Source organism: Thiothrix winogradskyi, from assembly GCF_021650935.1.
In the GTDB taxonomy this organism is placed as follows: domain Bacteria; phylum Pseudomonadota; class Gammaproteobacteria; order Thiotrichales; family Thiotrichaceae; genus Thiothrix; species Thiothrix winogradskyi.
On the sequence record NZ_CP091244.1, the window covers coordinates 231,072 to 255,262 of the forward strand.

The 24,191-nt window shown below is 50.9% G+C and carries 25 protein-coding genes and 2 pseudogenes; 17 read left to right on the forward strand and 10 right to left on the reverse strand.

Going from position 1 to position 24,191, the window contains the following annotated elements; genetic code table 11:
- Positions 1-30: 30 nt before the first annotated feature.
- Positions 31-402: a hypothetical protein gene (locus L2Y54_RS01320; RefSeq protein ID WP_236499362.1), complete on the reverse strand. Its 372-nt coding sequence runs from the start codon at positions 400-402 to the stop codon at positions 31-33.
- 128 nt (positions 403-530) lie between these two features.
- On the opposite strand from L2Y54_RS01320, the pseudogene L2Y54_RS21810 reads away from it, so the two are divergent.
- Positions 531-629: pseudogene (locus tag L2Y54_RS21810) on the forward strand (hypothetical protein); the annotation flags it as partial.
- 87 nt (positions 630-716) lie between these two features.
- Here L2Y54_RS21810 and L2Y54_RS01325 read toward each other — a convergent pair.
- Positions 717-1,070: a helix-turn-helix transcriptional regulator gene (locus tag L2Y54_RS01325; protein WP_236499364.1), complete on the reverse strand. Its 354-nt coding sequence runs from the start codon at positions 1,068-1,070 to the stop codon at positions 717-719.
- A gap of 288 nt (positions 1,071-1,358) precedes the next feature.
- Here L2Y54_RS01325 and L2Y54_RS01330 point away from each other — a divergent pair, with 288 nt between their 5' ends.
- From L2Y54_RS01330 to L2Y54_RS01350, 5 genes are all read left to right on the forward strand, one after another.
- A complete protein-coding gene (locus tag L2Y54_RS01330) occupies positions 1,359-1,973 on the forward strand; it encodes a hypothetical protein (protein ID WP_236499366.1) in 615 nt (204 codons plus the stop codon).
- A gap of 399 nt (positions 1,974-2,372) precedes the next feature.
- Complete coding sequence (locus tag L2Y54_RS01335; RefSeq protein WP_236499367.1) at positions 2,373-2,735, forward strand: hypothetical protein; 363 nt, start codon at positions 2,373-2,375, stop codon at positions 2,733-2,735.
- A 100-nt stretch (positions 2,736-2,835) separates the two neighbouring features.
- Positions 2,836-3,351 (forward strand): hypothetical protein, encoded by a 516-nt coding sequence (locus L2Y54_RS01340; protein ID WP_236499368.1) that lies wholly within the window; start codon positions 2,836-2,838, stop codon positions 3,349-3,351.
- Between the two features lie 126 nt (positions 3,352-3,477).
- Positions 3,478-4,341, forward strand: a complete 864-nt coding sequence (locus L2Y54_RS01345) for a hypothetical protein (protein ID WP_236499370.1) — start codon at positions 3,478-3,480, stop codon at positions 4,339-4,341.
- Positions 4,341-4,721 carry a hypothetical protein gene (locus L2Y54_RS01350; RefSeq protein ID WP_236499372.1) on the forward strand — a complete coding sequence of 127 codons (381 nt, stop codon included), beginning with the start codon at positions 4,341-4,343 and terminating at the stop codon, positions 4,719-4,721. The genes L2Y54_RS01345 and L2Y54_RS01350 overlap by 1 nt, the downstream gene beginning before the upstream one ends.
- A gap of 126 nt (positions 4,722-4,847) precedes the next feature.
- On the opposite strand, the gene L2Y54_RS01355 is transcribed toward L2Y54_RS01350, so the two are convergent.
- From L2Y54_RS01355 to L2Y54_RS01365, 3 genes are all read right to left on the reverse strand, one after another.
- Positions 4,848-6,077, reverse strand: a complete 1,230-nt coding sequence (locus L2Y54_RS01355) for an ATP-binding protein (protein WP_236499374.1) — start codon at positions 6,075-6,077, stop codon at positions 4,848-4,850.
- A 363-nt stretch (positions 6,078-6,440) separates the two neighbouring features.
- Entirely contained in the window at positions 6,441-6,956 is a 516-nt protein-coding gene (locus tag L2Y54_RS01360) for a DsrE family protein (RefSeq protein WP_236499376.1), read from the reverse strand.
- A 60-nt stretch (positions 6,957-7,016) separates the two neighbouring features.
- On the reverse strand, positions 7,017-7,610 hold the full coding sequence (locus tag L2Y54_RS01365; protein ID WP_236499378.1) for a TetR/AcrR family transcriptional regulator: 594 nt from the start codon (positions 7,608-7,610) through the stop codon (positions 7,017-7,019).
- A 116-nt stretch (positions 7,611-7,726) separates the two neighbouring features.
- Between L2Y54_RS01365 and L2Y54_RS01370 the strand changes: the two genes are divergently transcribed.
- The 9 genes from L2Y54_RS01370 to L2Y54_RS01410 all read left to right on the forward strand — a co-directional run bounded on the left by L2Y54_RS01370 (position 7,727) and on the right by L2Y54_RS01410 (position 19,009).
- A complete protein-coding gene (locus tag L2Y54_RS01370; RefSeq protein WP_236499380.1) occupies positions 7,727-8,194 on the forward strand; it encodes a GNAT family N-acetyltransferase in 468 nt (155 codons plus the stop codon).
- Between the two features lie 97 nt (positions 8,195-8,291).
- Positions 8,292-9,419, forward strand: a complete 1,128-nt coding sequence (locus L2Y54_RS01375) for a thiolase family protein (protein ID WP_236499382.1) — start codon at positions 8,292-8,294, stop codon at positions 9,417-9,419.
- Positions 9,416-11,827 (forward strand): 3-hydroxyacyl-CoA dehydrogenase/enoyl-CoA hydratase family protein, encoded by a 2,412-nt coding sequence (locus L2Y54_RS01380; protein ID WP_236499384.1) that lies wholly within the window; start codon positions 9,416-9,418, stop codon positions 11,825-11,827. The genes L2Y54_RS01375 and L2Y54_RS01380 overlap by 4 nt, the downstream gene beginning before the upstream one ends.
- A gap of 3 nt (positions 11,828-11,830) precedes the next feature.
- Positions 11,831-12,652 (forward strand): SDR family oxidoreductase, encoded by an 822-nt coding sequence (locus tag L2Y54_RS01385; RefSeq protein WP_236499386.1) that lies wholly within the window; start codon positions 11,831-11,833, stop codon positions 12,650-12,652.
- A 22-nt stretch (positions 12,653-12,674) separates the two neighbouring features.
- The gene (locus L2Y54_RS01390) at positions 12,675-14,342 is read left to right on the forward strand and encodes an AMP-binding protein (RefSeq protein ID WP_236499387.1); all 1,668 of its coding nucleotides are present in this window, start codon (positions 12,675-12,677) and stop codon (positions 14,340-14,342) included.
- A 26-nt stretch (positions 14,343-14,368) separates the two neighbouring features.
- Positions 14,369-15,151, forward strand: coding sequence for a PP-loop family protein (locus tag L2Y54_RS01395; protein ID WP_236499389.1), 783 nt, complete (start codon positions 14,369-14,371; stop codon positions 15,149-15,151).
- 150 nt (positions 15,152-15,301) lie between these two features.
- Positions 15,302-17,251: an acetate--CoA ligase gene (gene acs / locus L2Y54_RS01400; RefSeq protein WP_236499390.1), complete on the forward strand. Its 1,950-nt coding sequence runs from the start codon at positions 15,302-15,304 to the stop codon at positions 17,249-17,251.
- 193 nt (positions 17,252-17,444) lie between these two features.
- A complete protein-coding gene (locus L2Y54_RS01405) occupies positions 17,445-17,714 on the forward strand; it encodes a helix-turn-helix domain-containing protein (RefSeq protein ID WP_236499392.1) in 270 nt (89 codons plus the stop codon).
- Positions 17,711-19,009, forward strand: coding sequence for a HipA domain-containing protein (locus L2Y54_RS01410; protein ID WP_236499394.1), 1,299 nt, complete (start codon positions 17,711-17,713; stop codon positions 19,007-19,009). Before L2Y54_RS01405 ends, L2Y54_RS01410 begins: the two co-directional genes overlap by 4 nt.
- A gap of 25 nt (positions 19,010-19,034) precedes the next feature.
- Here L2Y54_RS01410 and L2Y54_RS01415 read toward each other — a convergent pair whose 3' ends face one another.
- Positions 19,035-19,475, reverse strand: a complete 441-nt coding sequence (locus L2Y54_RS01415; RefSeq protein WP_236499396.1) for a hypothetical protein — start codon at positions 19,473-19,475, stop codon at positions 19,035-19,037.
- A 94-nt stretch (positions 19,476-19,569) separates the two neighbouring features.
- On the opposite strand from L2Y54_RS01415, the gene L2Y54_RS01420 reads away from it, so the two are divergent.
- Both L2Y54_RS01420 and murU read left to right on the forward strand, forming a co-directional pair.
- Entirely contained in the window at positions 19,570-20,577 is a 1,008-nt protein-coding gene (locus tag L2Y54_RS01420; RefSeq protein ID WP_236499398.1) for an aminoglycoside phosphotransferase family protein, read from the forward strand.
- Between the two features lie 8 nt (positions 20,578-20,585).
- Positions 20,586-21,281 carry an N-acetylmuramate alpha-1-phosphate uridylyltransferase MurU gene (gene murU, locus L2Y54_RS01425; RefSeq protein ID WP_236501976.1) on the forward strand — a complete coding sequence of 232 codons (696 nt, stop codon included), beginning with the start codon at positions 20,586-20,588 and terminating at the stop codon, positions 21,279-21,281.
- Between the two features lie 20 nt (positions 21,282-21,301).
- Here murU and idi read toward each other — a convergent pair.
- From idi to mreC, 4 genes and pseudogenes are all read right to left on the reverse strand, one after another.
- Positions 21,302-21,829: pseudogene (idi, locus tag L2Y54_RS01430) on the reverse strand (isopentenyl-diphosphate Delta-isomerase); the annotation flags it as partial.
- Positions 21,753-22,742, reverse strand: coding sequence for a GTP cyclohydrolase FolE2 (gene folE2, locus L2Y54_RS01435; protein WP_236499400.1), 990 nt, complete (start codon positions 22,740-22,742; stop codon positions 21,753-21,755). The pseudogene idi and the gene folE2, both read right to left, overlap by 77 nt.
- 90 nt (positions 22,743-22,832) lie before the next feature.
- Positions 22,833-23,324, reverse strand: a complete 492-nt coding sequence (gene mreD, locus L2Y54_RS01440; RefSeq protein ID WP_236499402.1) for a rod shape-determining protein MreD — start codon at positions 23,322-23,324, stop codon at positions 22,833-22,835.
- Positions 23,314-24,114: a rod shape-determining protein MreC gene (mreC, locus tag L2Y54_RS01445; protein ID WP_236499403.1), complete on the reverse strand. Its 801-nt coding sequence runs from the start codon at positions 24,112-24,114 to the stop codon at positions 23,314-23,316. Before mreC ends, mreD begins: the two co-directional genes overlap by 11 nt.
- Between the last annotated feature and the right edge of the window lie 77 nt (positions 24,115-24,191).

The window sequence follows — 24,191 nt, forward strand, 5'->3', positions numbered from 1 at the left end:
GAGAGGTAGTCGCACAAGGTAATTGTCGAGTTACTGCAACTGCAACTTCGCCTTCACCCCATCAACCAGCCCCTTGACCTTAGCGTACTCTGCCCCTGCCACAATGACTGTGCCACCGCTGGCATACGGCTCTTCCGGTGCATCGCAGCCGCCTTCATCGCTCACGCAATACAGCACAACCTTGTAATCGCCCTTAAAACCAACGACTTCATTGCGCGGATTGGTGGAGCTTTTTTCAGTGATACCCAAGGTGGTAAAGGCTTTTTTGCCCTGCTCCCGGCATTCAGCTAACGGCATACTGGACGCGAAAAAGCCGGTCGTGTGTTCGATGAAAGGGGCATCGGCAGAGGCGACCGCACTCAGGCAAAACAAAGAGGTGGCGAACCAGCGTGTGATTTTCATTATGGTGTCCTCGCAGTGATAAGCAGCCGCGAGCATGACACGTTTCCGCTAGGTAGTCATCAGTAACACCGCCTTGTCACTGCGTTGCGCAACAGTTTGCAGGCAAGACGCTCCCCAGCAATGGGCAATTTCAAATCTCCCTAACCAAACTGCGCAAACTCAATGAATCCGTCGCTTCGACAGACCGTTTACCCAGAATCGCCGCAGAAAACAGCACAATAACCTAAAGATCGTACAACAGAATAACCTATAAATCGTCTAACGGTTTACACGGCAACCAGACCCACACAAAGGCTTCTTTGTAGCCCTTGGTATTAGAAATCATCCTCTACCTCCTGCCTATCGGGGTGGGTATGCTTTGGCAACAACGCCAATACCTCGCTGGCGTGACTGATTTGCCGATTTAACTCGGCACTATCCGCATCAAACAGGCGCACACCGACCAATGCCGCCACTTCAAACACCAAGCCGATAGCCACACCCATATCGCCGCTTTCAATTTTTTGTAAGGTGGAACGGGAAATTCCGGCGCGTTCAGCCAGCGCGTGTGCTGTCCACTTGCGCCGCTTGCGTCCGAGGCGGATTTGCTGACCGAGCAACTGGCTGGCGGCGATGGTGTAACGGGAATAGGTGCGGGGTTGCTGCATAACGACCATAATAGTAGCCATATTGATGAGATATGACTGTTATTATACTCAAATTATGCTTTCCGTACACAGCCGCGACATTGACCCAATCGGTGCGGGCAGTGATCCAGCGCACCGGGGCTTAGCGACTAACTCACGATAGACGCACGCCCTATGGTCTATAATGCATGACTGAACTCAATGAATCCGTCGCCTCGACAGAGCGTTTACCCAGAATCGCCACAGAAAAAAGCACAATAACCTAAAGATCGTACAACAGAATAACCTATGAATTGCACGCCAACATTCGTATAGAAAAAGGACACCACCATGATTCCCGTCGGCTATATGTACAAAAAAGTTGTCATCAAACCGGATTGGCTGCAAGCCGCCAACACCGTTGATGTCTACTCACTGAGCAACTGCATTTCCCACGGCTTTGCCGATTACATCAACTATTGGCAGCATAACGGCTACTGGCTGTTCGATTCGCCCGCCATTATCGAAGCCCTCGCTGCGGCTGAAAATATCGACCTAAGCGACACCACCCTGTTTTATTACGAAGCCTACGAGTACGAATACGTCGAAGAAACCGACACATGGGCAACGTTCACCCCCGAACCATCATGCGTAACCGACGTAAAAATCCCAGTACACAAGCACCTCGAAGGCTTTGACGTCACCACGTTTTCGGGACACAACGAGCCGGAATGCTCGCCACTGTCATGCAACGCATTAGCGGCTGATATTTCGGTCAACCAACATTGCCTGTTCAATACGTTTGCGGAAGCAAAAGAAGCCATAGAACGTGGATTTTTCAAGAATTCCGAACCGGGGCCGTACCGGATTTTCGCGGTTTACACGATTTTGCAAGGTAAACATCGTGTTTCGGGTGTCGAAGAGGTTGATGTTGACGGTTATAAACACGAATGCGGGCGTTATTAGTGGGTATTTTTTACTAACTTATGATAGAGTTTCAGGCAATTCGTCAAACATTGGCGACAACCCAACACACGCCATACCAATCATAACAACACGCGACTGACCCTATGCTGGTTTCGACGCAGTAGGGCGGTAGCGTGTCAGCGATTCCTCGTATGGCATCGGTGTATGTACGGCAGGCGTGAACCAGAAGGCAGCAACGACAATCCCAGACTAGGCGAACCAGATAGGCAGTCTCTGCTTATTGGTTGAGCGGAGGCTGTATATTCTGATATTCTTGAACGCCGAATAGCAAACTGCTAACGGGATACACTCGGTCATAGTATAGTAGATTAAAAATAGGTATATCCGAAACGACAAAATTAATATCTTATTGACTATCTTTTTTAGAAGGATTTGCTAATGCCGACAGTTTTCTCTATGGCCCCACTTCATAATGTTCACGACATCCATGTACAAACTGCGAAAGGTCGATTATTTGTCATAGACATCTATGAATCAGGTGCTGGAAACTACGATTCAACAGTTACTGTTTTAGATAAAGCTTCTGTCAGTCGCTCGTATCACACCGAAGCCAAAAGTACATCAGCTAATGACAATTTCAAAATGGCTGTTGAATTCATTCAGTCCTATTTGGCTTCAATTGATTCCTCTGACTCCATTGTCAAAATTCACAACCCTTGCAATTGCCCGTTCGTTTATGAGACTGAGCAAAATATTATTGTTTCTGATCTTGGCATCAACATCAAAGTTTTGGTGAATTAAAAAAGTCAATCCAATAGTTCATGCAGATGCTACATGATAAACCTGCGTAGCCATCATGATTTTTATATTAATGTGAATTTTTAGAGCGGTTTAAATATTGATGAATAATTTCACTCCACTACATACTACTGCACAATTTATGTGTTTTAGCTTATATCCAGAAGAATTTAAAGAATCTTATATTGAAAACATTACAACTGATTATAATGGTGCAGAAATTGCTTATGTAATGCAAGAATTATCAGCAGGACTAACTAATATTTGTCTTGGGTTATTGGTAAATTATTTGTATGATAAAGCCAAATTAAAATTCTCATCGAAAAATGAAAGTGTTGAGCAACTATTAACGGAACAGCAAAAACAAATTAATAGATTAAATGATATAATTGAGTCGGGTGTTTCTACCTACCCATTTGTTGAAGGACTTTCTTATTCTATTGAGGAGGAAGATAAAAAGCTGGCACGCTTTCATGAAATAACGCTTCTTAAAATAAAAGAAAATGATCCTGAAATTCGCAAGATGATTGAAGACAGCATTAATGCACTTGAGGCGAGGGGTGAATCTAAAATAAAAGAAGATATGGATAATTATTTTTATTATGAGGAGGTGAAATAAATTATCCATCAAAATACTAATAAACATATCGGCGACGGACGCGGGGATAGCCAGCGATTTTTAACGGCTTACTCCCCGCCGCGCCTGTCATGTTGGACATTAGGTTTCACATCAAGGTAATCACTCTTGACTCAAAAATTAATTAAGATATTTTCCTTAATTTTTAAGATAAGCATCATATTATCAAGTGTTTTTCTTGTATCAGTTATTGTTTTTTCTTTTAAAAATAAAAACGAAATCATATGGATTGACTCTACCATTGAAGAAATAAGCAAGAAAAATGATTACATAGAAATAATTAAATTAAACGATAAGTTTTTAGAAATTGAAGGTAAAACATGCAACAGTTATCTATTAAAAATAAAAGATGACAATATATTGCTTGACCAACCATTTGGCGAGAAGAAATACACTAGAAACAATGAGCTTGATCTCCTAAACGATAAAAGCAAACTAAATAAAATATGCGACCTTCTTGCAAATACAAACAAAGGTGTTCCAGGATCACAACTTGTTGAAATGACGAATTCCGACAACTCATTGTATAAAATATCAAAGATTGCATTGGAAATAGCAAACAACCTTGATAATAAAATTAGTGAAATTCACTTGTATGTAAAAGGCTATGCCGACAAATCGAGAACAGACTGGAAGGATAAACTTGATAAAAAGTATCATTACCAAGATATTCCTTACTATATCTCGATGGATAAATTCAATGAAAAATACATAATTAGCAATGAAAACATTAATCTGCACAAAATAACTGATGACTATTATGTTAATTCAGACCTTCCTTTTCTTAGATCTAAATATGTAGAAGATAATTATCTATCTTACCTTCAAGGATGTTCTAATAAGATTACAAAAACCGGAATATTAGAAGGAAGAATAATAAACGAAAATTTAGAAAAAATGAGAACTACTGAGATTTACATATCAGCATGTTACTTATCCAATCAATATTCTAGTTGTGCGAGTCATAATTAATGATCAATAAAATAATGAGATATTGGGCTAACGCAGCGTTTTATTTAATGGCAGCTTTTTGTGGATATGGTCTTGCTAGTATCTTTTCTACTGAGTTTTCATTTTTTGCAATTCACTACTATCTTATGGGTATTGCATTTGTAATGACATCACGATCATTGTTTTTTACAAGAGTGTCGTTGTCAAAATTGTCTCATTATTCTTTTGCCTTTATGGTTTTTTTAGGTGTTATGTTGGCAATAACCGGAGCTTCTTTCGAGATCGTAGAAAATATTAAAAATACAATAGCTCCAAATTATTATTATGGCTTTGTCGTATCAATAATGACGCTTGCTTTATTGATATTAATGACAAGCATTTATTATCTCAATAAAACCTAATGAGAACATCGATCAACGACGGAAGCGGTGACAGCCAACGACTCCGATCAATCTACTCCCCGCCGCGCCCGCCCGAAACGTTGAAAATCTAAGCCCCACCGCGCCTTGCGACTGTATCTCAACCCACTATATCCCACCCCCCGCCATCATCCCCAACGGCACTGCCCACAACTTCACCCCGTCACTTTCCCCAAACGGCAACACCCGTTCCCCGCCATACAACACAATCCCCTGTACCACCCGCCCCGGATTCTGCCCGATAAAGTAGCTGATAGGCCGGAAATCCGCCGGAGTCACGCTATGCGCCGCCTTCACTTCCAACAACACCAGCCCTTTACCGTTATCCAGCACGAAGTCGATTTCCTTGCCATCACTGGTGCGGTAAAAGCTCAAATCCACTGGCTGCGCCGCGTAAGTATTCGCCTTCACCAATTCACTCAACACAAACGTTTCATACACCGCCCCGCGTTGGCTGGATTGCTGTAAATCCTCCGCGCTACTGAGCTTGAGCAAGTGGCACAAAATGCCGCTATCGAGCATGAACACCTTGGGCATTTTCACCAGCCGTTTCGCCGCATTGTTGAACCACGGTTTGAGCAACGCAATCTGGTAAGTGTGCTTGAGGATACCGAGGTAATTATCCAGCGTTTTATTGTCAAGCTGGCAATCCCGCGCCACATCGGACTTGTTGAGCAGATTGGCACTGCGTAACGCCAGCGACAGGTACAAGCGCATGAAGCTATCGAGATTGCGGATATTGCCCATGTCATGCAAATCACGCTCAATGTAAGTGCGAATGTACGAACTGAACCACAACATCCGCGTTTTAGCGTGTGCAATCGTCTGCACTTCGGGAAACCCACCCTTGAGCAAATGCGGCACAATATCCCTCACTTGCGCCACCGCCGGAAATGCCGCGCCAGAAAACACCTGGTCGATGAAATTGAAACTGCGCCCGTACAACTCGCTGAGGTTGAAGGCATACAAATCCACAATCCCAATCCGCCCCGCCAGCGAATCGGAAATGTCGCGGAAACCCTGCAAACTGCTCGAACCCGTCAGCACAAACCGCCCCGGCGTGCGGTCAAGGTCAATCTGTTCCTTGATGGCAACGAACAATTCCGGCACACGCTGCACTTCATCAATCACCACCGGCTTAGGCAAACTGAGCACAAACCCTTTCGGGTCAGCCTTGGCACTTTGGTAAGTGGCGATGTCATCCAGCGTGACGTAGTGTTCAATCCCCAACTGCAACGCCAGCGTGGATTTGCCCACTTGCCGAGCGCCCGTGATCAGCAAGGACGGGAAATGCGCCAGATAGGCTTGTACGTCAGCGGCAATATTGCGGTTTAACATGGGCTATTCCTGTAAATACAAGGATTATAATCCACGAATTTACAGGAATAGTTGCTTGTCATGCAATACCGCCACAGTTGTCATTTCCTGACAGCCGCGTCACTGCCACTTGCTGACACCCCAGCCACACCAACAAACAGAATCATTAACTATCAACAACTTAAATAAATCCGTAGCATTGGCACGGGGGTTGCAATAACCCTTTCAGTCAGAACAGCGTAACAACAACAAAAGAATTTATCAGCAAGCCCCAAGAAGCAGAGAGCAGGCGTAATCATTAATAACAACAAGCTGCCTAGCCATGTTTCGACTCCTCTAACCCCCGCCTTTAAAGCGGGGGTATTTATTTTCAAGAAACCCGCCTCAGTAGATCGGGATATTCGCGTAACCCTGTGCCTGATAACCCGTCAGTGACACAAAAGTGTTACCCACCGGCTTGATACCATCCAACAATTTAGCGTTATCCACCTCAAACAAACGGGTTGCTACCGAACAGGCTTCCATACGCACACCCTTTTGCTTTTGCAGATCAGCAATTTGCGTGGCGATTTTATCCAGATGCTCATAATCGGTCAGCTCCATGTTCTCGCGGTCTTTGGAAATCAGCTTAACTGACAACCCCCGAAATGCCAGCACCACATCCGGCTCCACCCCTTGGCGTTTCAGGTCTTCAACGGTTTCCTGAATAACCATCAGATACAAGGGCAACTTCTCGGCACTGTTCATATTGATGTCGAAAATCACCTTGCCTTTCTCTACGCCTTGCAAGGCATCACTATCGTTCGGCTTGGCAGCCTCACTCGGTTTGGGCGACTCTGCCCATAGTGCCGGGGAAAACAGCAACGCAGACACCAACAATAATTTGCCTAACGATTTCATACCAGACTCCTCGAATTAAAAAAGAACGATCATTCGTTCGGTTTTGGGGGTAAAAAAATTTTAGCGTTTAATACCGCGCCATGCCGCTTCCGCAACCTCATCCACATGGTTCAGCAGCGAATGCCCCAGCACACCATCCAGCGCCAGATTCATCATGCGCAATGCGCCGCCGAACATGGTGGTGGCAGCAACCCACGCATCCATTTGTCGGATTTCACCGTTGATCATGCCCTGCTCAATCACTTGCCGCATCGCTTTAAATGGCTTGGAGGAGCAAATCGGTGATTCATTGGGCAAGTATTCGCGGTGTTGCGCCAGCAGAATAAACTGCATCAACTTGGGCTGCTCTTCCGTCAGCGTGAACAGTTGCTCGATAATGGCGCGGCTTTGGGCATAACACCCACCATGTGGCTGACAAGCGCAGGCAATTGCCACATCCATTTGCACCAACAAGCTTTCGTACAATGCCTTCGCCAAGGCTTCTTTATTCTCAAAGTGGTGATAAATCGCGCCCGTGCTCACCCCGGCTGCTTGGCGGATGTCCTGAATCGAGGTGTTGAAATAGCCACGCGCAGAAAACAGCTCCAATGCCGTGGACAGCACTTTTTCGCGTAAATCATCGCCTTTGGCGCGGTGGGTAATAGGCTTTGTCATAGCGTTACAATTTACCGAATGCTCATTCGGTTTTCAAGACCTACTTGCTTAAAGCGCTGCAATGTTAAAAACTGACGAGCGGCAACACCCTTTCCACATTGACAAATCCAACGCCCATGAACGCAATCCATAATCTCGACATCCACTGCAACCGCCTTGAAACCCTGTCTCCACTCCAACTCCACGCCATTATGCTGGCGCGGCAAACCGTTTTCATCGACGAACAACGCATCTGCTGCGCCGACACCGACCAGCACGACCTGCACGCTTGGCATTTAACCGCTTGGCACGAAGGCAAGCTCGCTGCCTACCTGCGCATCCTCGACCCCGGCGAAAAATACCCCGAACCCGCCATCGGCAGAGTCCTCACCACCCAAGCATACCGGCGCATCGGTCTCGGTAAGCGCATTATGCAAGTCGCCATCGACCACTGCACCCGTCTCTATCCCGCACAAGCCATCCGCATCAGCGCCCAAACCCACCTCGAAACGTTCTACACCCGCCTCGGTTTTATCACCCTTGGCGAGCAATACTTGGAAGAAGGCGTTCCCCACTACGCCATGCTGCGCACCGCAGATGCATAACACCACAAATACCGCCTTGATTTGACGCAACTAATGCCGAGTTCTAGTATCAACAATAACAAGTAAAAAACAAAACCGTACCGATGGAGGATCAAACATGAAGAGCGTTGTGATTGCCGGGTACGCCCGCACTCCCTTTACCCCCGCCCACAAAGGCGCATTCGCCAAAGTTCGCCCCGACGATTTAGCGACCGCTGCCATTCGTGGTTTATTAGCCCAAACCGACCTAGACCCCCACGCGATTGAAGACCTGATTCTCGGTTGCGCCTTTCCCGAAGGCGAACAAGGCTTCAATATGGCACGGCTAGTCGTACTGATGGCAGATTTGCCGTTCGCCATTGGTGGTGTCACCGTCAACCGCTTTTGCGGCTCGTCGATGCAAGCCATCCACCAAGCAGCGGGGGCTATCCAAATGAATGCGGGCGATGTGTTCCTCTGTGCCGGGGTCGAATCCATGACCCGCATCCCCATGACCGGCTTCAACCCCTCACCTAACCCTGCCTTGTATGCCAAGCTGCCATCTGCCTACATCAGCATGGGGCAAACCGCCGAAAACCTTGCCAAACGCTACGGCATTTCCCGCGCAGAACAAGAAACCTTCGCGGTTGCCAGCCAACAAAAAGCCGCTGCTGCTCAAGCTGCCGGACATTTTAGCGCTGAAATCATCCCCGTTGGCGCAGTCACGCAAGACGGCTGCATCCGCCCCGACACGACCGCTGCAACGCTTGCCGGTCTGAAACTGGCATTTGACGAACACGGCACGGTAACAGCCGGAACCGCTTCCCCGCTTACCGACGGCGCATCCGCCACACTAGTATGCAGCGAAACCTTCGCCCGTGCGCACGGCTTACCTCTGTTAGCACGGATTCGTAGCATCGCGATTTCCGGTTGCGCCCCCGACATTATGGGCATCGGCCCGGTGCTTGCCACGCAAAAAGCCCTGCAACGTGCCGGTTTAACGCTTGCCGATCTCGACATTATCGAACTCAACGAAGCCTTTGCCGCACAAGCCATCGCTTGCATCCGCGACCTTGGGCTGGATGAAAGTAAGATCAACCTCGACGGCGGCGCGATTGCCTTGGGGCATCCACTCGGTGCAACCGGCGCACGCATTACCGGTAAAGCTGCTGCCCTGTTGCAACGCGAAGGCAAACAGTTTGCGCTTGCCACCCAATGCATCGGCGGCGGGCAAGGCATCGCCACGATTCTGGAGGCAGTGTCATGAACATCCAAAAAGTCGCCGTTATCGGCGCAGGTGTCATGGGCGCAGGCATTGCGGCACACATCGCCAATGCCGGTATTCCGGTGCTGCTACTCGACCTCACTACTCCCACCCTCGACAAATTGCTGAAAGCCGACCCCGCGCCCTTAATGCACCCCAAAAATGTCCGGCTGATTACCACAGGCACTATTGCAGACGACTTGCCTGCCCTCGCGCAATGCGATTGGATTATTGAAGCCATTGTCGAACGCCTCGCCATTAAGCAGGAGTTGTACCGCAAACTCGCCACCATACGCCGCGCCGATGCGGTGGTTTCCTCCAACACCTCCTCCATCCCGCTGCACGAACTGGTGGCAGGCTTACCGGAGGATTTCGCCGCGCATTTCATGATCACGCATTTTTTCAACCCGCCGCGTTACATGCGTTTGCTGGAAATTGTCAGTAGCGCCCAAACCGATCCAGATGCCGTCGCCAAAATCAGCCAGTTCTGTGACCACAAACTCGGCAAGGGCGTGGTTGCCTGCAAGGATACCCCCGGATTCATCGCCAACCGTATCGGCATTTTCTGGATACAAACCGCGATACAGGAAGCGATTGCGTTGGGCTTGACGGTGGAAGAAGCCGATGCGGTGGTCGGCAAACCAATGGGCATTCCCAAAACCGGTGTGTTTGGGCTTTCCGATTTGGTGGGGATTGACCTCATGCCGCACCTAATGCGCAGCATGAACCGCAGCCTGCCCGCTGGCGATGCTTTGCTGGAAAAAGCCACTATCCCGCCCCTGATTCAAACCATGATCGACACCGGTTATACCGGGCGCAAAGGCAAAGGCGGTTTCTACCGGCTCAACCGTGACGGCGGCGCAAAGATCAAAGAATCCATTAACCTGCAAACCGGCGAATACAGTATCTCGCAACCCGCCAAACTCAACAGCGTGAAAGCCGCTCGCGACGGTGGCTTACCCGCCTTGATTACGCACCCCGACAAGGGCGGACAATATGCATGGCGGGTACTCTCGCAAACCCTGCGTTACGCCGCCGCGCTCGTGCCGGAAATTGCTGACGATATTTGCGCCGTCAATACCGCCATGAAACTCGGTTACAACTGGAAATTCGGGCCGTTTGAACTGATCGACCAGTTGGGGGCAGAGGCGTTTGCGCGGCGATTGGAAGCGGATGATGCTACCGCATCCCCCCCCATCCCCGGCCCTTCCCCCGCAAGGGGTGAAGGGAGCGAAGAAGCGCTTGGAGATTGCGTCTTGTCCCCTCCACCCCTTGCGGGGGGAGGGTTAGGGAGGGGGGGGAATATTCCGCCACTGTTGGAAAAAGCGCGGGAACAGGGCTTTTATCGGCACGCAGCCAATGCAACCCACTACCTCCAACCCGACGGCACCTACCGCCCCCTACAACGCCCCCCCGGTGTGCTGCTACTCGCTGATCTCAAACGCCATGCCGAACCCTTGCTGAGCAACGATGCCGCCAGCCTTTGGGACATTGGCGATGGCGTAGCTTGCTTGGAATTCCACAGCAAAATGAATTCCCTCGACCCGCAAATACTGGAAATGATCGAGGAAACCGTTGCCTTCATCCCGCAACACCACCAAGCACTGGTGATCTATAACGAGGGCAGCAATTTTTCCGCCGGGGCAAATCTCGGCTTACTGGTGTTTGCGGCTAAACTCGGCGGCTGGGATGAAGTCGACAATATCGTGCGAGCGGGGCAACGCGCTTACCAAGCCCTCAAATACGCCCCCTTCCCCGTGATTGGCGCACCGTCTGGTATGGCGTTAGGCGGTGGCTGTGAGATCCTGCTGCATTGCGACGCGCTGCAAGCCCATGCCGAAACTTACGTCGGCTTAGTCGAAACCGGCGTGGGGCTGATTCCCGGTTGGGGTGGCTGCAAGGAAATGCTGCACCGTTGGACACAGTTCCCCAAACGCCCCGGTGGATTTCTACCGCCTGTATTAAAATGCTTTGAAATCATTAGCGTGGCAACCGTGGCGAAATCCGCGCAAGAAGCCCGTGATTATCTATTCCTGCGCCCACACGATGGCATTACCATGAACCGTGACCGGCTGCTTGCCGATGCCAAAGCCCGTGCGCTGGCAATGGTCGACGGCTATCGACCGCCCGAACCACCCGTATTCCACCTACCCGGCGCAACCGCCCGTGTCGCCATGGAAATGGCAGTCAACGACTTCCGCGTGCAAGGCAAAGCCACCCCTTACGATGCGGTCATCGCCAAGGCACTCGCCGTAGTCCTCAGTGGCGGTGACACCGACATCACCGAAACCTTGAGCGAAACCGACGTGTTGGCGCTGGAACACGCCCAGTTCATGCAACTGGTACGCAACCCCGAAACACTGGCACGGGTCAGCCACATGCTGGAAACCGGCAAACCGCTAAGGAACTGACGTATGGATACCCTGCACGGCAAAACCTTATTCATCACCGGCGGCAGTCGCGGCATCGGCTTAGCAATTGCCCTCAAAGCTGCCAGCGAAGGTGCCAACATCGTGATTGCAGCGAAAACCACCGAACCACACCCCCAGCTTCCCGGCACGATTTACACCGCTGCGGCTGACATTGAGGCTGTCGGCGGCAATGCCCTGCCACTTGCCGTCGACATCCGTGACGAGGGGCAAATCCAAACAGCGGTACAACAAGCTATCGCCACTTTTGGCGGCATTGACATTCTGGTGAATAACGCCAGCGCCATCAGCCTCAGCGGCACACTGGAAACCCCGCTGAAACGTTTTGACCTGATGCAACAAGTCAACACACGCGGCACGTTTGCCGTCTCGCAAGCCTGCTTACCGCACTTATTACAAGCCCCCAACCCGCACATCCTCACCCTTTCACCACCGCTATCGCTGCAACCGAAATGGTTCAAAGATCATCTTGCCTACACACTGGCAAAATACGGCATGAGCATGTGCGTATTGGGCATGGCGGAAGAATTCAGGGGGCGAGTGGCGGTGAATGCGCTATGGCCGCGCACCGTGATTGCAACGGCTGCCATTCAAATGCTGGGCGGACGGGTGCAACCGGCGATGTGTCGCAAACCGGAAATTGTAGCGGATGCTGCCTGCATCATACTGAAACGCAATGCCCGCGAACACACCGGCAACTTTTACCTCGACGAATCGGTATTGGCAGAAACAGGCGTAACAGATTTCGAGCCATATGCCGTGGCATCAGGCAACCCATTACTGGCAGACTTGTTTTTAGATAATTAAAACGGCAGGTAAGGAGGAGGAAATGGAAAAGTTATGGCTACAAAGCTACCCCAAACACGTTCCGGCAGAGATTGACACCCATCAATACCAATCGCTGGTGGATCTGTTTCAGCGCAGTGTGGCGCAATACCGCGACCGCCCTGCCTACAGCAATATGGGCAAAATTCTAACGTATGCGGAAGTTGACCGCCTGACGCAACAATTCGCCGCCTACCTGATCCACGGTGCTGGGCTGAAACCCGGCGACCGTATCGCCATTATGATGCCCAACCTGCTGCAATACCCGATTGCGCTATTTGGAGCATTGCGGGCGGGTTTGGTGGTGGTCAATACCAACCCGCTCTACACCGACCGCGAGCTTGAACACCAGCTAAAGGATTCCGGGGCAAAAGCCATCGTCATCCTCGTCAATTTCGCACACACACTCGAAAGCGTGCTAGATGAAGTAGGCATTCAAACCATCATTACCACCGAAATTGGCGATTTGCTGGGTTTCCCCAAATCCCTGCTGGTGAATGCGGTGGTGAAATACGTGAAAAAAATGGTGCCTGCATTCACCTTGCCGGAAGCCATCAAATTCAACCAAGCCCTGACACTCGGCAAACAATACGCGCACAACTTCACCGATGCGCAACCACAACACGAAGATGCGGCATTCCTGCAATACACCGGCGGCACGACTGGCGTTGCCAAAGGCGCGGTACTGACTCATCGCAATATGATCGCCAATATGTTGCAAGCGGAAGCTTGGACAACGGAAGATCTTGTGGCTGGCGAAGAAATATTCATCACCGCGCTACCGCTGTACCATGTGTTTGCGCTGACGGCGAATGCCCTGTTTGCGCTAAAAATGGGTGCCAAGAATGTGCTGATCACCAACCCGCGTGATTTACCAGCCTTCATTAAAGACTTGGCACACGAACCGTTTACCTTCATCACCGGCGTAAACACACTTTATAACGCGCTGCTGAATCAGCCTGCGCTACAGCAAGTGGATTTTTCCCGCCTAAAAATTTCCCTTGGCGGCGGCATGGCAGTGCAAAAATCAGTCGCCGAACGCTGGAAAGCCTTAACCGGCGTGACCTTGTTGGAAGCTTACGGTTTGACCGAAACCTCCCCCGCTGTGTGCATTAATCCCGTGGATTTGACGGATTACAATGGCATGATTGGCTTGCCGATTCCGTCTACCGAAATCTCCATTCGTGATCTTGACGATAAGGAATTGGGCGTGGGTGAAGCAGGCGAGTTGTGGGTACGCGGCCCCCAAGTCATGCAAGGCTACTGGCAGCGCCCCGACGAGACCGCTAAGGTTATGCCCGGTGATGGTTGGTTACGCACGGGCGATGTAGCGGTTATCAATGAACTAGGGTTCGTCAAGCTGGTGGATCGTTTGAAGGATTTGGTACTGGTTTCCGGCTTCAATGTTTATCCAAATGAAGTCGAAGATGTGCTGGCAAGCCACCCCAAAGTGCTGGAAGCGGGCGTTGTTGGCGTGAAAGACGAACACTCCGGCGAAGTCGTCAAAGCCTTCGTGGTGAAAAAAGACCAGAGCCTGACGCTGGAAGAACTCAAAGCCTATTGCCGCAAAGAACTTTCAGCGTACAAATGCCCGAAGCAAATCGTGTTTGTGGAATCATTACCCAAGAGCAATGTGGGTAAGATTTTGCGGAAAGAGTTGCGGAATTTGTAAGGGGGTAATACGCTGAATGCCCTTTAATGCTGGATGTTGCCGTGCTAATGGATAGTGTCGCCCCTAACCGACTGGAATTTGTTAAACCACCCAAATCCTTGCTGAGCAAAGTCGGCAAAGCTATTGGCGAATACCAGCTCATCCGTGAAGGCGACCGCATTTTGCTGGGGCTATCCGGCGGCAAAGATTCACTGGCATTGCTGCACTTGCTCAACCATTTTCAGCGACACGCGCCGATCCAGTTTGAATTTGCTGCCGTCACCATTGATCCGCAAGCCGACACGTTTGACCCGTCACCGCTGATTCCGTACATGGAAAGTCTGGGCATTCCCTACCATTACGTGCGCGAACCGATTGTGAAGTTGGCAGAAACGCACATGGACAACGATTCCTACTGTGCGTTTTGTTCACGCATGAAGCGCGGTCTGATGTACCGCACCGCCCGCGAACACGGCTATAACGTCTTGGCACTGGCGCAACATTTGGACGATTTGGCGGAAAGTTTCCTCATGTCAGCCTTCCACGGTGGCAAACTCAAAACCATGAAAGCGCATTACCGCATTGATGCGGGAGACTTGCGCGTCATCCGCCCGTTAGTGATGGTGCGCGAACGCCAAACCGCTGATTTTGCCAAAGCAGCCGCTTTGCCTGTGATTGTGGAAAATTGCCCCATGTGTTTCGATATGCCGACACAACGCCAGCACATGAAAGAATTGCTGGCAGGCGAGGAGCAGCAAAACACCCATTTGTTCAAGAGCTTGCTGACCGCGATGCAACCCCTAATACGCGATGGCTTGGAAAATACCTGAATTGTTGACAATTCCCGCTTTTTTCCGCCATTCGGCTGGACACTTGGCATGGATTGTATAAAGATAGCGATTAACAACAATCACGGCATCAGCCATAGCACCGCACTACGTTAGAAGCTTTACCCGACTAGAGATGAGGAGTCTACAATAATGTCAGAGATGAAAATCTTCCCAGTACCTGCCGAATTTGCGGCGCAAGCCAACATCAATGCCGAGCAATACGCTGCTATGTATCAGCAATCGGTTGACGATCCGGCGGCTTTCTGGGGCGAACAAGCGGAAAAATACCTAAGCTGGTCAAAGAAGTGGGATACCGTACTCGACTGGAGCTTTGGGGCAGATGACCTGCACATTAACTGGTTCAAGGGCGGTCAACTGAACGTTTCTTATAACTGCCTTGATCGTCACCTCGATACCCGTGGCGACCAAGTAGCGATCATTTGGGAAGGCGATAGCCCGAACGAAGACCGCAAAATCACTTACCGCGAACTGCACGCTGAAGTGTCTAAATTTGCGAACGTGCTGAAAAGCCGTGGCGTGAAAAAAGGCGACCGCGTATCCATTTACCTGCCAATGATTCCTGAAGCAGCCGTAGCTATGCTGGCGTGTGCGCGTATCGGCGCAATGCACTCCATCGTATTCGGCGGTTTCTCACCGGATGCATTGCGTGACCGTATCCAAGATGCGGAATGCGGCGTGGTCATTACCTCTGACCAATCCATGCGTGGCGGCAAGAAAGTGCCATTGAAAGGCAATGCTGACAAAGCGATGGATCAATGCCCAACCGTTCACACCTGCGTCGTGGTACAACGCGGTGGCGATCCGGTTAAATGGAATGACGCACGTGACATTTGGTATCACGAAGCCGTGGCTGCTGCGGATGCGGATTGCCCCGTAGAAGCGATGGAAGCCGATGATCCACTCTTCATCCTCTACACTTCTGGCTCTACCGGCAAGCCTAAAGGCGCATTGCACACCACGGGCGGCTACCTGCTGCAAGCAGCAATGACGCACAAAACCGTGTTTGACTATAAAGACGGTGAAATCTACTGGTGTACGGCTGACGTGGGCTGGGTAACAGGTCACTCTTACATCGTCTACGGCCCGCTGACCAACGGCGCGACCACGCTGATGTTTGAAGGCATCCCCACCTACCCAGATGCGGGGCGTTTCTGGGATGTGTGCGACAAGCACGACGTTTCCATTTTCTACACCGCGCCAACTGCCATCCGTATGTTGATGGGTCAAGGCGAAGAATTGGTTAACCGTGCAAAACTCGACAAACTGCGTTTGCTGGGTACGGTCGGTGAGCCAATCAACCCCGAAGCATGGCACTGGTATCATCGAGTGGTCGGTCGTGGTCGTTGCCCGATCGTGGATACTTGGTGGCAAACTGAAACCGGCGCACACATGCTGACCCCATTACCGGGTGCAACCGCGTTGAAACCGGGTTCAGCGACTACTCCATTCTTCGGCGTACAACCGTGCCTGCTGGATGATAAAGGCGTGGAAATCGAAGGCAATGGCGTGGAAGGCTTGCTGTGTATCAAAGCTCCGTGGCCTTCCATGATGCGCACCATTTACGGTGACCATAAGCGTTTCTTTGAGACCTATTTCGCGATGTATCCGGGTTACTATTTCACTGGCGATGGCGCACGTCGTGACGAAGACGGTTATTACTGGATCACTGGGCGCGTGGATGACGTATTGAACGTTTCCGGGCATCGTCTGGGTACGGCGGAAATCGAATCTGCGTTGGTACTGCACCCGAAAGTTGCGGAAGCAGCAGTTGTTGGCTACCCGCACGAGTTGACGGGTCAGGGCATCTACGCTTACGTCACCTTGATGGCAGGCGAAGAAGGTACGGATGCGCTGAAGAAAGAACTGGGCGATTTGGTACGTAAAGAAATTGGTCCAATCGCGAAGGTTAACCTGATTCAGTGGGCACCGGGCTTACCGAAGACCCGTTCTGGTAAAATCATGCGCCGGATTCTGCGCAAGATTGCTGCGAATGAAATCGACGGTCTGGGCGATACTTCCACACTGGCTGACCCAAGCGTAGTCGATAACCTGATCGACTTCCGCGAAAACAAGTCATAAGAACCCTCACCCTCCAACCCCCTCTCCCGCTCAGCGGTAGAGGGGAGTAAGACGAGTTAAGGTAAGGGTCTTTAAGCCCACGCCTGTACGCCCATTTCGATTTAAAAAATCCTAATAATCGTTAGGATTTTTGTTGCAAAACGGTAGAATCTGCCTAAAATCCGAATAACTGTTAGGATTTTATGGAGCATTTATGGCTATCACCTTAGCCACCCCTACTGATGTCGGTCATCTGGTTAGAGCCGCCCGCAAAGCGCAAAAACTACGTCAAGATGATGCCGCCGGAGCAATGGGGGTTTCCGACATGTTTCTGAGTGGTTTGGAAAACGGCGCACCCGGCGTTCGTTTAGATAAATTATTGCAAGTATTACACGGCTTAGGCTTGGTACTCCAAGTCGACGTCAATGACGATATTGCTGTGCAATACACCATATTACAGCGCACGAAAGCAGCTAAATCATGAAAGTGCTGCATGTTTACATCAATACCCGTCGGGTTGGGGAACTGCATGACACCAATGGCATTTGGTCATTTACCTACGATCCGACTTGGGTTGATGCCGTTGATGGCTATGACATTAGCCCGATATTGCCGCGCCAGTTAGTGCCGCACGTCGATAACAGTTCGCAACGCAGTGTGCAGTGGTTTTTCGATAATCTGCTCCCTGAAGAAGGCGCACGCACCTTGCTGGCACGCGATGCGCAATTGGAAAGTGCCGATGCCTTTGGCTTGCTGGCGTATTACGGCGCAGAATCCGCTGGCTCTTTGATATTACGCACCTCACCGGATGAAATACTGGATAGCGGCACAAGGCCACTCAGCGATGCCCACTTGCATGAGCGTATTCAGCGTTTACCGACAGTTTCCCTATCAACAGGCGCGGCAAAACGCATGTCACTGGCAGGGGCGCAACATAAGTTACCGGTTATTTTACGGAATGGGCAATTATTCGAGCCAATCGGGGTAACGCCTTCAACGCATATTCTGAAACCTGATCACCCCGATACCCACTATGCGCACAGCGTGATTAATGAATATTTCACCATGCGCTTGGCGAAAGCACTCAATCTCGTGGTGCCGGAGGTAACACGGCATTACGTGCCGGAGCCGGTATACTTGATTGAGCGTTTTGACCGCCAGATAACACTGGCGAATACCGCCCGCCTGCATCTGGTCGATGCCTGCCAAGTTCTTGATTTGGATCGACAGTTCAAATACGCCCAAGCCAGCGTCGAACGCTTAAGCCTGCTGGCGAGCCGTTGTCATGCGCCTGCTGCTGCCCGCTTACGCTTATTTTCTTGGTTAGTGTTCAATGTGCTGGTGGGCAATAGCGATGCGCACCTGAAAAACTTGTCGTTTTTAATGAGCAAACAAGGCGTAAGCCTTGCCCCGCATTACGATTTACTCGCCATTGGGGTGTACGACACCAAGGCAATGGAACGCAATGTCTGGCCTCATACCACACTGGCATGGTCGATACTGGGCAAGCGCACTTTCGCGGAACTGGATCGCACGACCTTACTCAATGCGGGTGCAGTGCTGGGCATTCACGTTAACACCGCTCAACGCTTATTGGACTTCCAGCTTGAGCGTATCAAACCTGCCGCGACGCAATTGCTGACCGCTATTGAGCAGGAAAACCACACCCTATTGCAGCAACAACCTGCCCTGAATCGCTTTTTTGCGGGGGAAGTGCGCTGCTTACGCGCCATTCTTCATGTCATTATCAACGATATGGTGCAGCGGTTACGATCATGAACCTAAAACACTACAAGTGATGCCCCTATGAATGCTCTATCAACCTCTCCTCTGTCTTCCCCAGCATCTCCCCCAACGCCAGCCGCGACGTTGCCGCCACCAATGCACGGCTGAATTTGCGCGGCGCAAACAATACGTTTTCCACAAACTCCTGATTGCTAAACACAATATCATCCGCTGTTGGTGCATAGGCACTGCCGCGACTAATACGCGCCACCCGTCCCAAATTCACCCCACGCCCATCATCCAAAATCAACAGATGCGGGCAAAGCTGCCGATACGGGTCAGGTCGGGGAAAATCCACAATCGCCAGCAACACCAAGGGCTTACCCGGAAAATGCACACCCGCATTGATTTCAGTCGAATGGATTTCCACCACATACAGCGGTTGCCCAATCAGACCCCGTAATTGCTCCACTTGTTGGTGATAAGCCGTTGACGGCCATAACGCTTCATCATCGTTCATTGTTTTGCCGATTTAATGTTCAATTAACAGAAAGCCTAGCATGTTAGGATACACTATCTATAAGCTATCAATACGCTAGGAAACGCCGAGATTTATGACACAGGATACACGTCTTGAGCAATTAACTCAGTGGGTCAACAGCCTGCCCAACTGGGAGCACGCCGTCTTAGAACCTGCTTCGGCAGATGCCAGCTTCCGGCGTTATTTTCGCGCCCGTGGCACTGACGGTACGGCCATTTGCATGGATGCCCCGCCCGATAAAGAAGACATCCGCCCGTTTATAGAAGTGACGCACTTGCTGAGTGCGACCGGTGTCCACGTGCCGCAATTGTTAGCGCAAAATTTACTGGATGGCTTCTTGCTGCTAGAAGACTTGGGCAATACCAGCTACCTCAGCCAGCTTACTCCCGCCACCGCCAAAGATTTGTATGCTGATGCCCTGCACGCGCTATTGCAACTCCAGCAAGCCAACTGTGACCACCTACCTGTTTACAACGAACGTACCTTGCGCCGTGAAATGGAATTAATGCCAGAATGGTTCCTAAAAACACATTTGGGCTTTACCGAGGAAGAAATTCCACACGAGCTGATTCAGCACACCTTTGAAAACTTGATTGAAGCCGCTGTCGGGCAACCCGCCGCGTTTGTGCACCGCGATTACCACAGCCGCAATCTCATGGTAACAACCGCCAATAACCCCGGCATTATTGATTATCAGGATGCACTATTAGGGCCTGCGACCTACGATTTGGTATCCTTGCTGCGTGACTGCTACATCGTTTGGCCGCAAGCGCAGGTGGAATGGTGGGTCGATTGCTACCGCAAAGAAGCCATTGCTGCGGGTGTGTTACCGCCGGTAGATCAGCAAACCTACCAACAATGGTTTGACCTCATGGGGCTGCAACGCCACCTGAAAGTACTGGGGATTTTTGCCCGCCTCAATCACCGTGACGGTAAACCGAGCTATCTCGATGACCTGCCCTTGGTGCTAAGTTACGTGCTGGAAATCGGCTCACGTTACCCCGAAACCAGCGAGCTAATCGAATGGATGCGGCGGGCAGGCATTCCCGAACGCATCGGCACTGTCCACATTCCCGCCTGATGACAATGATGAAAGCAATGATTCTCGCCGCTGGGCACGGCACACGGATGCGCCCATTAACCGACCACACCCCCAAACCCTTGCTACCTGCTGGCGGCAAGCCGTTGATTGTGTGGCACATCGAAAAACTCGCCCGTGCGGGCTTTCGCGACATTGTGATCAATCTGGCGTGGCTGGGCTGGAAAATCCCCGAAGCCTTGGGCGATGGTTCACGTTGGAATGTCAATCTGCACTATTCCGACGAGCAGCAAGAGGGCGCATTGGAAACCGCAGGTGGCATTATCAAAGCCCTACCCTTGCTAGGCAACGAACCGTTTTTGGTAGTGAACGGTGATGTATGGTGCAATTATCCGTGTCTGCCTTTCCAATTAGCGGAACACGATCTGGCGCACTTGGTGCTGGTTGCCAATCCGACACACCACCCGCAAGGCGATTTCGGCTTGAATCAAGGGCGGGTTAGCAGCAACGGCGAACCGCGTTATACCTTCAGCGGCATTGGCTATTACAGCCCCGAACTGTTTGCCGGATTGCCCCAAGGCAAGCACCCACTCGCACCGTTACTGCGCCAAGCGATGCAATCACATCAAGTCAGCGGGGAATATTTTGCGGGCGACTGGCGCGACATCGGCACACCCGAACGGTTAGCAGAATTAGACCAAGATTTATCCAGCAGCGTGGTTTCTAATTTGCACCAAGGCGAATAATGCCCAGCCACATCCGCTGCCAATACCTGTTTGAAATCTTCCCACGCAATCCAGCGAGTAGCCGCCACTTCAAGCGGATTGAGTATTGGCTCATCCACAGTACGCGCTAACCACACCGGGCAGATTTCGTTTTCAACCACACCGCCGTATTCACAACGGTACTGGAAATTAGGTAAGGCTTCGTACAAATCATACACCTGCATCCCCAACTCCAACTCCACCCGCCGCTGGATGGCTTCAGCAACCGATTCGCCCAATGCCGGATGCCCACAGCACGAATTAGACCAAAAACCGGGCCACGTCAGTTTGCTGAAACTGCGTTGTTGCAATAACAGCTCCCCCGCCTGATTAAAGATAAACACCGAAAACCCCCGGTGTAACGGGGTTTCCAGCGTATGCACTTGGCTTTTCGGCAGAGTCCCCAGCACCGCATTATGCTGATCGACCAACACCACGTGTTCCATCAAGCTATCAGGTCGGGTGGACGTATTCACGCGGATCGTCACGGTAGCCCCCTTCCACGCCTTTGACAACGACGGCGACCGCATCGTGTGCGTGCAAGCTTTCCATGTGATTGACACGCAACCAGAAATCGCGCACCGAAATATCGTCGTTCAAGGCATTTTTCAGGCGACGCGCCGCATCTTCGCAAAACATCAAATTCGCCGCATTCAAACGCGCAAATTCTTGCTCATCTTCGCGTTTCACTGTGGCTTGTACCGGGGTTTTAAGCGCCGCTTCCACCCGGTCAATCAGGCTGGTAATGGGCAGTGTGCGCACTTTTTCTGCCAATTTTACCCGCACTTGCGCAATGCTGCGCTGGCTATGCGGCGTCGCCCGAATCCCGTTGGTTGTTCCTAACCAGTCGAAAACGGTGTTCGCATCCACGACGGAAGCATCGCCGAACGTTTCGCGGAAACCTTCCTGAATCAATTGCCGCGCTAACGCCGCCGAACACGGGCAAGTGGAAGAATAAGGCACTTCCACGCTAACTTCGGTGTCAATTTGCCCATTGCGCAAAGTAGCAGCGACTTTTACGGGATAGTTTTTCCAACCACTGTTATCACTCAATAGGGAATTACGGCGCTCGAAATAATCAAAACGGCATTCCAAATAAGCGGCATCGCTCAAACCACCGTGGGTATCGACGAATTGGGCAATGGTGGCACGCAAGACTTCGGGGGTCAGGTCATTCATGCCAAGGAGTGTGTCTAGCGCCACGTATAAGCGCGACATGTGAATACCCTTGCTGTTAGGGTCAATCAAGTTAACGTAAGCCTGAACCCGTGCCAGTGTTTGCACGCGCTCACCGTTGGGGCTGCGTAGAAAGACTGGCAACTCAATTTGGCTCATCCCCACCCAGTTGAGCGTTCCTTTAGCACCTGCGAGGGGTTGCTTGGCAACATCCGGCATAGCGGCGACCGCACAGGGCAATTCCTGGCAGGCATTTGTAGACATCATGTGAATTCCTCTTAGTCAAGGCTTGGCTCTATGGCTAGCACAGTAGCAAAATGACCAGCACTATGACAATTTACCTAGAGCAGGCGTTGATTAAAGGGCTTTACGCTGCACATGGAAATACCCCAGAAAGGAGTGGTAGACCGGCCAGATAACAATACTGCTAACTAATGAAGCCCAATACAGCCAACCGAGATTACTGCCTCTGCCGGTCACCTGTGATATCCACAGATTCACCAACATATAGACACCGAGAATCGCGAATAATAGCGCCAACTGCTGCATAAAAGCTTCGGGCGTCATCCGCAAACTCAAACGCACCGCCAGATAAGTGACTAACACATACCCTAATGCATGTTGCCCCAATAAAGAGCCATATAAGGTATCAACGATCAAGCCAATCGCAAACACCACCACCAGACTGATACGGTCACGAATAATCAGCGCCCAATGCACCAACGTCAATGCCACCCATTCAGGACGCCAAGCAGCAACGGATTCCCCCAAGGGAACCACCAATAACACCATGGCCAGAACCAGTGTCAGTAATACCGCACCGGGAAAACGGGGATCGTTAACGGGCATCTAACACCCCTCCTGCTGGCGGCTGTATGGCAGTGTCATCAGACGGCTTCTCCCACACCAAAAGCACTTCGCGTACTGCTTCGTAATCGACTGAGGGCATTGCCCATACCGTCGCAAATAAATCACCCTGCTTAAATTCCACACCTTTGGGCAGCACGGTGGCAATCTCATAACCAGCGGGAAACAAACCACCTAAGCCGGATGAAACAAACACATCACCCTCTTTAACGGTACTGCTGGCGGGCAAATTTGTAATTTCTATCGGGCGTCCGCGCCCATGACCATTCGCCAAGCCACGTTCGCCGGTACGTTGATTTTGCACGGGAATAGAATGTTCGCGATCAATCAATTGCATCACGCTGGCATCAAATGGGGTAACACTCACCACTTGCCCGTAGATTTTATTGCCATCCAACACCACTTGGCTTTCCTTCACCCCATCGCGACTGCCCTTATTGAGCGTCACCAAGCCACGTACCGGGTCTTGGGCAACCTTAAAAATTTCAGCCATTAAAAAGGTATGGGTTTCGCGAGGTGCTGCATTCAGCATGGCACGCAAGCGCTGATTTTCTGCATGTACCTTATTCAGATCCTGCTGTTGGGCGGAAAAGGTTTGCACCTGCTGCTTCAGAGCCAAATTTTCATCCGATAACTGACGTTGCGCGGAAAAGAAGCCACTGGAACGCTGATAAGCCCGTTGCGGGAAATCAACCCCGTATAACAGTGGGTAAACCATCATGGTTGCCAGCGTGCGCACCGGTGCTAACGCCTTGGAATTACGGTTATCCACGGCCATTAGCACCAGCGCAACAAGAATTAGCACCATAAACCGAAACGAAAATCCCGGTGTGGCATGATAATTGGTGT

Bases quoted from the DNA above. Each gene is read 5' to 3' on its own strand.
- L2Y54_RS01320 (WP_236499362.1), bottom strand. From the start codon at position 402: ATGAAAATCACACGCTGGTTCGCCACCTCTTTGTTTTGCCTGAGTGCG.
- L2Y54_RS01325 (WP_236499364.1), bottom strand. From the start codon at position 1,070: ATGGCTACTATTATGGTCGTTATGCAGCAACCCCGCACCTATTCCCGT.
- L2Y54_RS01330 (WP_236499366.1), top strand. From the start codon at position 1,359: ATGATTCCCGTCGGCTATATGTACAAAAAAGTTGTCATCAAACCGGAT.
- L2Y54_RS01335 (WP_236499367.1), top strand. From the start codon at position 2,373: ATGCCGACAGTTTTCTCTATGGCCCCACTTCATAATGTTCACGACATC.
- L2Y54_RS01340 (WP_236499368.1), top strand. From the start codon at position 2,836: ATGAATAATTTCACTCCACTACATACTACTGCACAATTTATGTGTTTT.
- L2Y54_RS01350 (WP_236499372.1), top strand. From the start codon at position 4,341: ATGATCAATAAAATAATGAGATATTGGGCTAACGCAGCGTTTTATTTA.
- L2Y54_RS01355 (WP_236499374.1), bottom strand. From the start codon at position 6,077: ATGTTAAACCGCAATATTGCCGCTGACGTACAAGCCTATCTGGCGCAT.
- L2Y54_RS01360 (WP_236499376.1), bottom strand. From the start codon at position 6,956: ATGAAATCGTTAGGCAAATTATTGTTGGTGTCTGCGTTGCTGTTTTCC.
- L2Y54_RS01365 (WP_236499378.1), bottom strand. From the start codon at position 7,610: ATGACAAAGCCTATTACCCACCGCGCCAAAGGCGATGATTTACGCGAA.
- L2Y54_RS01370 (WP_236499380.1), top strand. From the start codon at position 7,727: ATGAACGCAATCCATAATCTCGACATCCACTGCAACCGCCTTGAAACC.
- L2Y54_RS01375 (WP_236499382.1), top strand. From the start codon at position 8,292: ATGAAGAGCGTTGTGATTGCCGGGTACGCCCGCACTCCCTTTACCCCC.
- L2Y54_RS01380 (WP_236499384.1), top strand. From the start codon at position 9,416: ATGAACATCCAAAAAGTCGCCGTTATCGGCGCAGGTGTCATGGGCGCA.
- L2Y54_RS01385 (WP_236499386.1), top strand. From the start codon at position 11,831: ATGGATACCCTGCACGGCAAAACCTTATTCATCACCGGCGGCAGTCGC.
- L2Y54_RS01390 (WP_236499387.1), top strand. From the start codon at position 12,675: ATGGAAAAGTTATGGCTACAAAGCTACCCCAAACACGTTCCGGCAGAG.
- L2Y54_RS01395 (WP_236499389.1), top strand. From the start codon at position 14,369: ATGCTGGATGTTGCCGTGCTAATGGATAGTGTCGCCCCTAACCGACTG.
- acs (WP_236499390.1), top strand. From the start codon at position 15,302: ATGTCAGAGATGAAAATCTTCCCAGTACCTGCCGAATTTGCGGCGCAA.
- L2Y54_RS01405 (WP_236499392.1), top strand. From the start codon at position 17,445: ATGGCTATCACCTTAGCCACCCCTACTGATGTCGGTCATCTGGTTAGA.
- L2Y54_RS01410 (WP_236499394.1), top strand. From the start codon at position 17,711: ATGAAAGTGCTGCATGTTTACATCAATACCCGTCGGGTTGGGGAACTG.
- L2Y54_RS01415 (WP_236499396.1), bottom strand. From the start codon at position 19,475: ATGAACGATGATGAAGCGTTATGGCCGTCAACGGCTTATCACCAACAA.
- L2Y54_RS01420 (WP_236499398.1), top strand. From the start codon at position 19,570: ATGACACAGGATACACGTCTTGAGCAATTAACTCAGTGGGTCAACAGC.
- murU (WP_236501976.1), top strand. From the start codon at position 20,586: ATGAAAGCAATGATTCTCGCCGCTGGGCACGGCACACGGATGCGCCCA.
- folE2 (WP_236499400.1), bottom strand. From the start codon at position 22,742: ATGATGTCTACAAATGCCTGCCAGGAATTGCCCTGTGCGGTCGCCGCT.
- mreD (WP_236499402.1), bottom strand. From the start codon at position 23,324: ATGCCCGTTAACGATCCCCGTTTTCCCGGTGCGGTATTACTGACACTG.